Raw genomic sequence first — 14079 nt, 5'->3', positions numbered from 1 at the left:
TTACTTTTGATTAACATCACTACCTATTTTATAGTAGGTGAAGTTTAATGATTCCATTAAAGAACTATCTAATACACTACGTCCGTCAAATACAAAGGAAGGTCTCTTCATCTGTTCTTTGATAAGCTTCCAGTCGTATGTTCTAAACTCGTCCCACTCGGTCAAGACAGCAATCGCATGTGCATCTTTACAAGCCTCATACGGATCCTCAACCACTTGTACAAGTCTTTTATTTTCTTCAGAACTCCGAGTACCTAAATAATCTAAATCACGATAAATCTGCTCGGCTGTAACCTTTGGATCATATATAATAATATTAGCCTCTTCGCTCAACAAGTGATCAGCGACATAGATGGCTGCTGATTCTCTCGTATCGTTGGTATCTTTTTTAAATGCCCAGCCTAAAAAAACAATACGTTTACCGTTGACAGTATTGTACATATCACGTATAATTTTTTCGGCAAATCGTGATTTTTGATGATCATTTAATAAAATAACTTGCTCCCAGTAATTTGCTACTGCATGTAAATTATAAGAGCGTGCTATATAAACAAGATTCAAAATATCTTTTTGAAAACATGAACCACCAAATCCTACTGATGATTTCAAAAACTTTGGGCCAATACGTGAATCCGTACCCACTGCTCTAGCAACTTCATCAACATTGGCTCCAGTGACTTCACATAATTCGGAAATCGCATTAATAGAGGATACACGTTGTGCCAAAAATGCATTAGCTACTAATTTGGATAACTCGGATGACCAAAGATTTGTAGTCAAAATCCGTTCTCTTGGTACCCAAGCTTCATATATACCAACCAAAGCTTCAATTGCATCTCTATTTTCACCACCAATTAGTACGCGATCTGGACTTTGCAAATCCGGAATAGCAGTGCCTTCAGCTAAAAACTCTGGATTGGATAGAATATGAAAATTAACGCCATTTCCAGTATTGTCTAAAATACTCTTTAATGCGTCGGCTGTACGAACAGGTAACGTAGATTTTTCAACAATAATTTTATCGGATTGAGCTACTGAGGCAATCTGACGAGCACAAAGTTCTATAAATTTTAAATCTGCAGCTTGACCCTTGCCTTTTCCATATGTTTTGGTAGGCGTGTTGACCGAAATGAAAATCATATCGGCCTCATCAATCGCTTTCTCAACATCTGTAGAAAAGAAAAGATTTCTTCCTCGCGCCTCTTCAATAACATCCGCTAGACCAGGCTCATATATTGGAAGATTATTTAAATCGGAATCATTCCACGCATCAATACGTGCCTGATTTAAATCAACTACTGTGACAATTATACCTGGATTTTTTTGAGCTATAACAGACATAGTAGGCCCACCTACGTATCCTGCTCCAATACAAGCTATTTTCTTTACATTCATCATCAACTTATAATCTATTGTCTGCTTTTTCTGAAATAATACCTTTGACATCATAGATAATAGCACAATCCTTCTTTAAAGAATCAAAATCGACATCTAAGAATTCATTATGCGCTACACCTAAAATGATAGCATCAAATTTTGATGAAGGTAACTCAGTTAAACTATCAATACCGTACTCATGCTTTACTTCTGATGGATTTGCCCAAGGGTCATAAGTGGTTACTTTGACACCATAGTCTTCTAATGCTGCGATAACATCTACAATCTTGGTATTACGTACATCTGGACAGTTTTCTTTAAATGTTACACCTAACATTAATACTTCTGCACCATTGACATTGATACATTTTTTGATCATCGTTTTGATCACTTGTGATGCTACGTACTCGCCCATAGAATCATTGAGACGACGACCTGCCAAAATAATCTCTGGGTGATAGCCATGCTCTTGTGCTTTTTGAGCTAAATAATATGGATCAACACCAATACAGTGACCACCGACCAATCCTGGTTTGAATGGAAGAAAATTCCACTTGGTACCTGCTGCTTCTAAAACGGCATGAGTATCAATATTTAAAATATTAAAAATCTTAGCTAACTCATTGACAAAGGCAATATTGATATCACGTTGTGAGTTTTCAATTACTTTAGCGGCTTCAGCAACTTTGATACAAGGTGCTAAATGCGTACCTGCTGTAATCACAGTTTTATAAACTTCATCGACTTCTAGACCAATCTCTGGTGTTGAACCTGCAGTTACTTTTAATATTTTTTCAACTGTATGTTGCTTATCTCCTGGATTGATACGCTCCGGTGAATAACCGGCAAAGAAATCAACGTTAAATTTAAGACCGGATACGCGCTCTAATACCGGAATGCATTCTTCTTCAGTAACACCTGGATATACCGTAGATTCATACACCACGATATCTCCTTTTTTCAAAACTTTACCAACGGTCTCGGAAGCTTTATACAAAGGTGTCAAATCTGGACGATTGTTTTTATCAACTGGTGTAGGCACCGTAACGACATAGAAGTTTGCATCATCGATATCAGTTAATTGGTTAGAACACCATAGACCATTAGTACCTGATGAAAGCGGATTTGAATCTGTTAAAACAGCTTGTAAAATATCATCTTCCACTTCTAATGTTAAATCTTTCCCAGCACGCAGCTCATCAATACGTTTTTGGTTGATATCAAAACCGACCACTGGAAATTTTGTTGCAAACAAGCGGGCTAAAGGTAATCCTACGTATCCTAAGCCTATAACTGCAATTTTTTTCATCTATTTTATAATTTTGGTGTTCTAAATTTTATAACTAATGTTCTTAATACTTATTTTAAATTTTCCCAATACCATTGCACAGCTGCTTTTAAGCCTTTATCTATAGTATGTGTTGGTTCATAACCTAATAATGTTTTTGCTTTTTCAATAGATGCCAATGAATGGGGAATATCGCCCTGACGATTGGGGCCATAAGAAGCATTAACGTGTGCAATCTCAGCATCAAACGCTGTCAAATATTCTTTTAAGTGTGCCACCAATTGATTTAAGGTGGTGCGGTCACCTACCGCTGTATTATAGACTGTATTGACAGCGTCTGTATTTTGAGTCAGCATGGCTAGCTCATTCATTTGAATGACATTGTCGATGTAAGTAAAATCACGTGAAAAATCACCCGTACCATTAATCACTGGTCCTTCGTGATTCATAAATTTCTTCACAAACAAGGGGATAACAGCAGCATACGCGCCATTCGGATCTTGACGACGGCCAAAGACATTAAAATAACGTAAACCAATAGTTTCTAAACCATATGTTTTGGAAAAGATATCTGCGTAAAGCTCATTGACGTATTTGGTGATGGCATAAGGTGACAAAGGCTTACCGATAATATCTTCTACTTTTGGTAAATTTTCGGAATCGCCATATGTAGAAGAAGAGGCTGCGTAGACAAAACGTTTCACGTTAGCATCACGTGCAGCAACTAACATATTTAAAAAGCCCGTTACATTCACTTCATTGGTCGTCTGTGGATCTTTGATTGAACGGGGAACGGATCCTAATGCTGCCTGATGCAATACATAATCTACTCCCTGTACAGCCAACTCACAGTCCGCCGTATTACGTATATCACCTTCAATTAAAGAAAAATTAGGATTGTCTGCATGCTGCTCCAGATTGTGACGGTGCCCCGTTGCAAAGTTGTCTAACACAACTACCTGAAAACCTTTTCCTAAGAAATGCTCTGTTAAATTGGAACCAATAAATCCAGCCCCTCCAGTGATTAATATTTTACTCATTTTTATTTGAAATAATTATACTTCTGTGTTACTTAGTGTACAACTGAATGCAATGCCCATCGTGCGTGGAAACATTGCAATACAGTATCACCACTTTTTTCAGCTTTGCACCAACCTTTGCCGCTAACCGCAATAAATATGCCTCATTTAGATTTTCGCCTAAAATAAGTACTTCGATCTGGTCAGAATCAAGCCCTTTAGCATAATCACCGATTATACTGACCGTCTGAATATCACCTGCTTGATCAAGAATATGATCCACGAGCTCATCGATTCCTAAAAAAGTATGAATTAATTTTTGAAGCGGCTTAAATAAGGAATGTGTGGTATTGGCGCGATAGAAGATCTTATTTTTATCTGATTTTTTAGTCAAAAAACCCGCATCTTCTAATTGATTTAATTCTTTTCGAATGGCATTAGTAGACTCTTGAAACTCATCAGCCAATCCGCGTAAATAGCCCTGATTGCTAGCTGATACAAAAAATTTGATCAGAAGCTTGAGTCTTGTCTTGGACGTGATAAGCGAATCCAACATTTGGTTGATTAGTCTTTGAGTAACAAAAGTACTCATTGGAAATTAAATCTCCAAATTAAAAAATTGTTAACTCGATCGAGATGGTCATTGATGATCAAAATAATGTGAACGCAGTCCGATCGGAATAGTAGGGTTGAGTAGCAGTTAATTATAACTAGCTACCATTTAAGACGAATGGGCAGTTCCTTCTATGGAGATCCGATTCTTTAAGAGATTTCTTTTTATGTTAAGCTGGATCAAAGAGAGGTTTTATAGAGCTTTACCTATATGAACACTCTACGAACCCTCTATTATAACTCTTAAATAGCTATGATAATGGACAAGGAAGTGTGTACCATCAAGCGATGTAGCATAAACCAAAACCATTATAATACAAAACTTGTGATAGACAAATAAAAGGTATAAGGAAAGATGGCTCTTAATAATGTGCGATCAACGAAAAAGGATGGTAAAAAAATCATCAGGTACAAATACAATGATTTTTATGAGGCAATGCCTCCATATGTAATCTGGAGGCATTTAGTTTTTTTTAGAAAATTAAAGTTCTTTTTTTGAAATGATTCAAGCGTTTCCCTTAAACCTTGTTTCGCAGTAATGGGAAGAAGATGACTTTATACAATAGTTTTAAGTTTTCTTTAGATGATTGACCACATTGCAACGATATACAATAAGATATGCTCTTCTTTACATTTTTTATAACATAGCGCGTAGGAATTTTGAAAAATGAAGTTTAAGATCTTAGTTTTTCAAAATTAAAATATCATTTTCAACCATCTCTTTCACTAAAGAAGCTAAATCATATTTTGGTTCCCATCCCAACTGGGTTTTCGATTTTGTTGGATCTCCTATTAACAAGTCAACTTCAGTAGGACGATAATACTGAGGATCTACTCGGACAATCACTTTTCCGATCTCCAATTGGTATTCAGGATTTGAACATGATTTCACTTTTGCAATTTCGTTTTCTTCGGCCCCCTCAAATTGTAACGCAATGCCGACCTCTGCGAAAGCCATTTTCACAAAGTCGCGGACACAGGTAGTTACCCCAGTAGCAATGACATAATCTTCTGCTACATCTTGCTGCAAAATCCGCCACATGGCCTCCACATAATCTTTGGCATGTCCCCAATCTCTTAATGCATTCAGATTTCCTAAATACAAACATTCTTGTTTCCCTAAAGCTATAGCTGCTGTAGCCATAGTAATTTTACGGGTGACAAATGTTTCACCACGGCGTGGAGACTCATGATTAAACAAAATCCCATTACATGCATACATATGATAAGCTTCTCTATAGTTTTTTGTAATCCAGAAACCGTAAATTTTAGCTACCCCATAAGGTGAACGAGGATAAAAAGGTGATTTTTCATCATAAAAACCTCTTTCATTTTTGTTCTCAGCTAGTCCACCATAAAGTTCAGAAGTAGACGCTTGATAAATTCGGGTTCTCTTCTCCAGTCCCAAGATACGTACAGCTTCTAAAATACGTAGAGTTCCGATACCATCTACATGAGCAACATATTCTGGCGAATCAAATGATACTTTTACGTGTGACATAGCTCCTAAATTGTATATCTCATCGGGCTGCACTTCTTGAATAATTCGGATGATATTAGTTGAATCTGTTAAATCACCGTAATGAAGTTTAAAGTTAATATGATTTTCGTGTTGATCCTGATATAAATGATCTATACGTTGCGTATTGAACGAAGATGCTCTTCGTTTGATACCATGAACCATATATCCTTTTTCCAATAATAACTCGGCTAAATAAGAACCATCTTGTCCTGTCACTCCTGTAATTAATGCTGTCTTCATACTTTATTAAGATTGATCATAGAAAGTCCTAAAAAGATCGATCTAAATCACTTTTTTTAAATTTGTTTAAAGCCTTGTAGATGAAATGAATCTAGAACTATAATTCAAGCAGTATACGAACCAACATCTCCTATAAAAAAATTTCAAACTACAGATCAAAATATTTGTTTACTTTCTCGTTGAAATGAGCGAATAGTTTCTCTTAATCCTTCTTTGGCGGTACGAGGAAGTCGTTGAATGGATAAAGCTACTTTTATTTTTTTGTTTGAAACAACCAGATTGCTGGTCAATTTTTTGAGACGCCAAGTATTCAACGGCAATGATGTTCGGTCACCAACCTTAGATATCCAACGAATTAAACTTTTTGGTACTGGCAGACAAGGGGTATTAAACCCTGTCTCTTCTTTAATGACCTTAACAATTTCGTTAGATGACAATGTTTCATCATCGGCAAGATGATAAATCCCCGTCTCCATTTTATCTTTTTTAAACAGGATTTGTTCAATAAAAAAACAAAAATTTTCTATAGATAAAAATGACCGCTTATTTTTAAATTGGGTCAGCGGATAAGGAATTCCTCTGTTTACTAATTTATACAACTGATTGAGATTGCCCTTATCTCCTTCACCATGCACCATGGGTGGACGCAAAATAATCATTTTTTTGTCAGCGGGTAAAGTTTGCTGAAGAAGCCACTCCTCTGCTGCGCGTTTAGATTTACCATATGGGGTTACGGAGTTGTAGCTCGCGAACTCGGATAATGGATTTGGGGCCTCGACCTCCTCTATGGCAGCCAAAGAACTAATGTGAATAAATAGACTTGCGGATGATGATAAAAATATTTGAAAAGCTTTTTTAGCAAGTTCAAAATTGGCATAATAGAAATCTTCTTCTTTTGCTGTCCCAGTAAAATCATGCGCTTTGCCCACCAAATTGATGATGCAATTAGGCGAAAAATTTTCATTTATCCAACCTAAATTCCTCATCGACACAAATTTGGAATCAAATGAAGTCGCCAAGCTCTTACTCAGATGGCTTCCAATAAAACCGCTATTACCACCTAAAACTAATACCTTCATATCACTCAACCTTATTCATATCATTACATAAATTCCTATTTAAAAAATTGCTTTAATCAATTAAAAGCAATTAATTAAGTGGATCAAAATTCCAGTTTTTTACGCTTACCTACTTAAACACGTACGTTAATTACCCTTATTATTCTCTAAAATTCGTTTTCAAAGTCATCCAAACAAATGGAGAAGGACTTGAATTGAGGAGGAAAACACCTATCAGGTCCACTAGACAAATCGTTTCGCACCTACTATGCTACAAATATAAATATTCGAAAATAGACAATAATATAACATTAAAGATACACACCATAAAATCCAGTTAATAATTAACGCTGCAAAGATAGTAAAATTTGCAGTTTTATTACTTAACGTTAAGTATTTTAGAAATGCTACAGTTATCAATAAAATATTTATAGAATAGTAAATTTCAAGCAGTTAAGAGCGTCTTAAGACCTTTAAACTCATTATTCATCAGTGAAAAATAAACATAAAAAAACTTTAATTGCCTAAAAATGAATTTAAAAAACTTATTAATTTTCCTAATATCGGGTAATTTAAGGCTAAGAAATGATAATTTACGACCTGTCAAGTGCTGCTCAATAGGTAGCAATTTGAGAGAAGTAGGGAATAAACTACTGATTTTTATAAATAGAACATACGGGTACAGTACAACCATTGCTACATGCCTATAAAATTTTATCTTCAATCTGTCTGTAAATAAAATCTTCCGAAAAATTGTTTTTTACAAATTGCTGTCCATTTGCCCCATGAACATGAGCAACCTCTAGATTGTCGATATAATACTTCAATGCAGTATAGAGACTAACGGCAGTATTTTCCGCAAAAATTCCAGTTACATGCTCAACAATAGAATCAACACAACCCGTGACTCTAGTAGTCACTACGGGCACACCCGAAGCTGACGCTTCTAAGGTAACAGTGGGAAAACCTTCCCGATAGGACGGCAACACAAAAATATCCATTTTGTTGTAATATAAAGAAGTATCATCCACTCCACCAACATATTCGATTGTCGGGTCAACATGTACCTGATTTAAAGTTGAATGCGGTAGAGGGTCTCTTTCATCCATAGGACCTATGAGTAATAATCGTAGTGATTTGTACTCCTTGCATAACAATTTCCATGCTTCAATAAGCTCAATCAGACCTTTGTCTTTGGACAACCTGCCCACAAAACCTATTGTAATGACTGCATCATCTTTATAACCAAATCGTGGTTTAAACTTGGTGATATCGATACCATTGCACGTTCCATTCCCTAATAATACATTCTTAGAAGATGAATTTAACTGCAATTGATCACAAACTCTGGCAATGGAGGGACTTACATTAACAATACTGGTTGCACAAAAACCGATCAACCGTTCAATATTAATCAGTAAGTGCTTTTTTAATCCTGTAACCGTTTCAAAGACTAAACCATGCCTAAAAAAAATACGTTTTGGTGTTCTGGCGAGATAAGCCGCCAATATACCGATCAAACCACCTTTAGGCGAATGCGCAATAACAATATCAAACTGCTCACGACGGATGTACTGATATAATCGATAAATAGATTTTATATCTTGAAGGGGATTAATACTGCGTAAAATAGGGACTGGAAATGACGTAAAGCCAAATTCCCGCGATAAAGCTGTAAAATCTGGAGAATCAGAACAGGCAACATGAAATTCATACCCCTTTTCTTTAAAATAATGAAATTGATTTCCCACAAAATAGCGCAGTGAAAATGATACGGAAACAATATGTAATACTTTCTTACCTTTCATCATTTTTATGATTTAGAGTTAAACTACTCATTTTCCCTGTGACTTTGGTATATAATACGATCATTTTACGAATCATATTGGATATGTCGTAACATGCCGCTTTCTTCTTCCCATTGTCACTGATTTCTTTATAAAACAAAGGCTCTTCTAATAATGACACCAGACGAGTGAGTTCTACTACATCGCCTTTTTCAAATAATAGACCACCTCCCGATACGACTTGCGATAATCCATTAACATTGGATGCAATAGTTGGAACACCGCATGCCATCGCCTCCGCTGCAGCTAAACCAAAACCTTCCCAGTGCGAGCTTAAAACAGCAATATCACTCATTTTTATGAACGAAAAAACATCGTTCCGAATTCCTAAAAAATTAACCCGATCACAAATATCAAGAGATGCTACCAAAGCTTTAACCTCTTCCATTCGATATCCATCTCCAATAAATATTAATTTATATTTTTCCGGCAATAATTCTAATGCTCGTATAACGGTATCATGATCTTTTTCTCTTCGAAAACCAGCGACCATACAAACTAGCTTATCACTTTCATGATACCCATAAACAGACCTGTTATGCGCAACTGATTTATTTATATAATTGATATCAATTCCATTTTCTATAACATGAAATTTATCATTTTTCAGATGCAGTTTATCCTCCAATGTTTTTTTTACTTCTTCCGTTATACAGATGACGCTTGTATAAATAGAATAAATTAAACGCTCTATGGGATTATAAATAGGATTTTGAAGCCTCCGATTGGAAGTACTATGTTCAGTAAAAATAATCTTTGTCTTACTGAAAGATATAACCTTCGCTAAGGCAACAAAATACATGGCAGGAAAAAGGTGAACATGTATTAAATCATATTTATTTAAATAAGAAATTAATTTAAAAATATACAGTGGATTATAGAATGAATATCCTAAAAATTTGATCTGGATATTAGAATTTAATTGCAATTCTTTTAAAAATGGAGTTTCTTCACCATTTAACAGCAGCAACTCAACATCCAAGCCCTCGCTTTTTAACCGTGGTAATGACAAAATGACTAGCTTCTCAGCACCTCCCGTATGGAGACTATTTATAACATGTAAAACCTTCACTGATAATATGATTAACGCAATAAAAAAAACTTAATATTCCTTCAGAGGATCTGGAGCTAATCCAATTTCATCAAACTTACTTGCCATTATTTTATAGATAGCACTTACTGAAGTTCGGGATCTAAGTAATTCATATGTCGAATCAAAATCTCTACGACATTGTATTTGATTCTGTTGCAATGCATTTATCATTTCAGAAACATCATCATATAAATATCCAAAGGCTCCATACTTATTATAATAGTGGCACAAATAATCATTTTTTAAACCAAAAATAGGTTTACTATATTTTATACAATCAAAAAATACCCCACTTGGAGTAGCACGATAGTAGCTTCTATCCGTAAAAGATAAAATGAAATTTTGCTTTTGAATATATGCCATAAAATCCTCTGGACTTAATGGGCTACTTGAGTAAAAAGTTAATAATTCCCGTATATCCTCTTCTATATGAATATCTACTTTTCCAATAATATATATTTCAATTTTACCAGCTTCGATAAGGGGCTTTATACCTTTGATAAATTTAAAGCATTCCTGTACATTTTTAGAATTATTGAATCGTCCAACAATCCCAAGTTTAATAACTTCACCTTTATTTTCTACTTCATTATTAGAAACGACCTGTTCTGAAGACCATAAATAAGGTTGATCTATAATCAAATATTTTGTTTCTTTTCCAAACAAAAATTTAATATTAGCATAGACGGATTCACCTAAGATCAAATAGGTCAAACCGCTTGATATTTTAAACAAAAACTGCGTAAATCTGTAATAATACCGAGTGAGCCCAATCTTAGTTCGCGGAAGAAGTGCTTCCATCTCTCCATGTAGACAGACAAAAATATGCTTCCTACCTATCTTATTTAAAAAGGTTAAAACAATATGGGATAAAGGTAGTATTCCTAAGATAACTAAAACATCCTGAGATTGCAGATTAAAATAGGCCCGCACGACACGCATGCACATGACAAGATCCAAATACAATAGATATTTAGCTTGAAAACCGGTTACTTGAATCGGTAATTTTTCCCAATCGGCTAATGGTTGAATACTTGTTATTGCCTTTACATGTCTTGAATCTGCAATAATGGATTTTTCACACGTATAAAAGTACCGATCTAAAATAGTTAAAATACCGGCATTGATCTCTGCGTGAGGAAAGGCATTTTGAATTAATTCTGCTACAAAAATTTTTCTCTTCATCTTACGAAATAAATAACAAGTGTTTAAAAAAATCAATAATACTAACCAATGTAAACGCCTCCATACCTCCTCGAAAAAATAAAAGAAAATTTAAACAAAAAACTAAAAATAAAACAATAAAACCTAAAAAATTAACACGCTTTAAAAGAACTAAATAAATAAAAGGAATAAATGTACCGATTAGCCTACCGCTAATCGGAGATAGAAAGTATCCAGTTAAATAGATCATTAAACCCATCACCGAAAAATCGTAAAATAATTCATAATATTTGTCGTAACTCGTGCGGCTCTCCCTTTTAAAAATCAAGATATAAAGTAACACAACTAACCAAATGAGAAACATAAATCCTGAACCGCCGGCATCGCTCGCATTTAATTCTTGTTTTGCACCCAAATATTGACTCACAAAATAGATGAGAACATTAAAGATAATTCCGATAAGAACTAAAACAAGCTGACGCAAACCAATCAAAGAATTTTTTAAAATCTTTTCGATAACTAAAGAGGCTAGAAAAAAAGCAAACAGAATATAAAATGAGGTATGGATCAACCCCAACAATAATAATAAAAATAACAGTTTGACACGATTGCTTGGAAAGAACAACAACAAAATAGCAAGGCCTAAACCTTGCCGCAAGACCACAAGTTCCATAGCAAAGAACTGCGGATTTAAAAACAACAAAATTAACAGCACAAAAGCCTTCCAAAGTTTATCGGTATATCTGAAGCAACTAAAACTAACTGAAAAACAAATGGTAAACACAATGATCCTCACGGTGACCGATGGGTCTTGAAAGACAGAAAGCAATTTATTGATCAGGAAATATCCACCTTCATTAAACATGAATAACAAGGGTGAGCTATTCAACCCCAGATGTCCGTCAAAATCTTGCGCATATATCGTAAGATAACTATCTCTATCTTTAAAAATCTCGTGCGGAAGCATACAAAGCCATAACGCATAGATTAAACTAAACAAAATATAGAGGTATGTTTTCTTAATTACCATAAGGTTATAAGCTATGCAATACTACAATCCATTTATCAACAATATGACTTAAATCAAAGTTTTTCACTAAATTTTTGTTGCTTTGACTCATAGCTGCTCTTAAATCTGGATTTGCAATTAAAAATTGTAACCGATCTGCAAACGTATCCATATCACGTTCCTCTACAAGATAGCCATTCTCACCATTTTTAACGATTTCTGATGGACCTGTCAAACAATTGAAAGCAATAATAGGAATTCCAAAAGAAGCTGCTTCCAGTAAAACCATCGGTAATCCCTCAAATCGTGAGGTCATAACATAGATGCTCGCAGCTTCATAATACCGATGAATTTCTGAAGTCGGATCGATCAACTGTACCGAATTTTGAAGCTGCAAGCTTGCTATTTTCTTTTCCAACAATTCTTTATCCGATCCTTCACCGATGATCTGCAACTTAAATTCATGATTTTTATCCCGTTCTGAGAGCTTCTTCCAAATATCGATCAGATCATCAAATGCTTTTTGATAGGTGAATCGACCGACCGCCAAAATATTTTTAGATTCATGTGGATATGCACGAGTTGAAATCGGATAAGTTGCAGCATTGTTGATCACCACGATGTCACGACGAATATAAGCACCTTCCTTCCATAGCTTTTGATCTTCATGTGTCAAAACGACAATACTGTCGGCTAAAAAACCCGCAAGTCGACGACATACCTGGCGAAGGGGCTTACCTAGTGTAGTCTTAAAATTAAAATGTTCCCAAGCTAAAAATTTTATTTTCGACAAATAAAATAAACGCAACAACAGTATTATTGGTGCCGTAAAAACTAATGACATCATCTCTACCGAAATAAAGAAATCGACTTTATTCTTGTTAAGAAACTGGGCAGACCTAAACAAAATCGAAAAATATGACCGTTTGACATTCGTAAGGCCCAATGAAACGACTTCAACATTTTTATCAAAAGGAAATACGGTTTGGCTTTCGTCAGTCAATTCATTGCAAAGTACCTTAACGTGAAAGGAACTTGACAAACCATTTGCAACTAAACAGAGCGAACGCTCTGTTCCGGCAAAATGGGTAAGTGAGGGTATATAAAAACAAATGGTCTTCTTACTGCTCTCCATGCTTTAATTTTTTATATAAACCGTAAAAAAATGGAGGCGTATTTCTCAAAATAAATTCTTTAAATTTTGTGCTTTTAGAAATCCAAGATCCATTGAACAGATGAACACAATAGCTATTAACGGTTAGTGTGATTCGTTTATCTGCATAATTTTTTGGTGAGAAATAATCCACTGGATATATGGTAACCGCTTCATCTGAATAGGTGAAATGACGATGCAAGCGCAACCCGTACTCTTGTTTCAAAATTTCGCTAATAACATGTGTATTCGGTAACAAACCCTCTTTTCCAAAAACTTCACCCTTGAATGCCGCGTTTTGATAAAAATCAAGCAACTTGTTAAGAATCGGATGATTGGGTGAGGAAAGGATACAAGCACTGCTCACCACAAAATCATCTTCCATACCCATGATAAATTTATCTCCGTTTAGTAAATCGCTAAAGGATCGCAATACCTGAACATCTGTATCTAAATAGATACCTCCATATTCCCGCAAAGCATGCAAACGGCAGACATCGGATACAAAAGCAAATTTTTTTGCGTGATACGCATCTCGAGCAAATGAAAACTGATTGATATCGAAGTTTTCTTCATTCCACTCCATAAAAGTATAATCAGGTAACTTAGCTTTCCAGCCTTCAATACAATTTTGCTCGAGCTGACCTTTCGTTCCTCTACCAAACCAGCAATAATGAATAATTTTAGGAATCATATA

General features: G+C 35.1%; 12 protein-coding genes. All 12 read right to left on the bottom strand.

The window, feature by feature from the left end; all coding sequences use genetic code 11:
• On the bottom strand, positions 1–1449 hold the full coding sequence (locus tag MUB18_RS05955; RefSeq protein ID WP_248755263.1) for a nucleotide sugar dehydrogenase: 1449 nt from the start codon (positions 1447–1449) through the stop codon (positions 1–3).
• Entirely contained in the window at positions 1403–2686 is a 1284-nt protein-coding gene (locus MUB18_RS05950; RefSeq protein ID WP_248755262.1) for a nucleotide sugar dehydrogenase, read from the bottom strand. Before MUB18_RS05950 ends, MUB18_RS05955 begins: the two co-directional genes overlap by 47 nt.
• Before the next feature lie 50 nt (positions 2687–2736).
• Positions 2737–3705 carry an SDR family oxidoreductase gene (locus tag MUB18_RS05945; protein WP_248755261.1) on the bottom strand — a complete coding sequence of 323 codons (969 nt, stop codon included), beginning with the start codon at positions 3703–3705 and terminating at the stop codon, positions 2737–2739.
• Positions 3706–3733: 28 nt separating this feature from the next.
• Positions 3734–4276, bottom strand: coding sequence for an ArsR family transcriptional regulator (locus tag MUB18_RS05940; RefSeq protein WP_228115995.1), 543 nt, complete (start codon positions 4274–4276; stop codon positions 3734–3736).
• A 702-nt stretch (positions 4277–4978) separates the two neighbouring features.
• On the bottom strand, positions 4979–6058 hold the full coding sequence (gmd, locus tag MUB18_RS05935; protein ID WP_248755260.1) for a GDP-mannose 4,6-dehydratase: 1080 nt from the start codon (positions 6056–6058) through the stop codon (positions 4979–4981).
• Positions 6059–6213: 155 nt separating this feature from the next.
• Positions 6214–7137: an NAD-dependent epimerase/dehydratase family protein gene (locus MUB18_RS05930; RefSeq protein WP_248755259.1), complete on the bottom strand. Its 924-nt coding sequence runs from the start codon at positions 7135–7137 to the stop codon at positions 6214–6216.
• Positions 7138–7820: 683 nt separating this feature from the next.
• A complete protein-coding gene (locus MUB18_RS05925) occupies positions 7821–8927 on the bottom strand; it encodes a glycosyltransferase family 4 protein (RefSeq protein WP_248755258.1) in 1107 nt (368 codons plus the stop codon).
• Positions 8914–10035, bottom strand: a complete 1122-nt coding sequence (locus tag MUB18_RS05920) for a glycosyltransferase family 4 protein (protein WP_248755257.1) — start codon at positions 10033–10035, stop codon at positions 8914–8916. Before MUB18_RS05920 ends, MUB18_RS05925 begins: the two co-directional genes overlap by 14 nt.
• 30 nt (positions 10036–10065) lie before the next feature.
• A complete protein-coding gene (locus MUB18_RS05915; protein WP_248755256.1) occupies positions 10066–11241 on the bottom strand; it encodes a hypothetical protein in 1176 nt (391 codons plus the stop codon).
• A gap of 1 nt (position 11242) precedes the next feature.
• Positions 11243–12250 (bottom strand): EpsG family protein, encoded by a 1008-nt coding sequence (locus tag MUB18_RS05910; RefSeq protein WP_248755255.1) that lies wholly within the window; start codon positions 12248–12250, stop codon positions 11243–11245.
• A gap of 4 nt (positions 12251–12254) precedes the next feature.
• Positions 12255–13364 (bottom strand): glycosyltransferase family 4 protein, encoded by a 1110-nt coding sequence (locus MUB18_RS05905; RefSeq protein ID WP_248755254.1) that lies wholly within the window; start codon positions 13362–13364, stop codon positions 12255–12257.
• The gene (locus tag MUB18_RS05900) at positions 13351–14076 is read right to left on the bottom strand and encodes a glycosyltransferase (RefSeq protein ID WP_248755253.1); all 726 of its coding nucleotides are present in this window, start codon (positions 14074–14076) and stop codon (positions 13351–13353) included. The genes MUB18_RS05905 and MUB18_RS05900 overlap by 14 nt, the downstream gene beginning before the upstream one ends.
• Between the last annotated feature and the right edge of the window lie 3 nt (positions 14077–14079).

The sequence above is a fragment of the Sphingobacterium sp. PCS056 genome (assembly GCF_023273895.1).
Taxonomy (GTDB): Bacteria; Bacteroidota; Bacteroidia; order Sphingobacteriales; family Sphingobacteriaceae; genus Sphingobacterium.
This window is presented reverse-complemented; position numbering and strand designations above follow the sequence as displayed.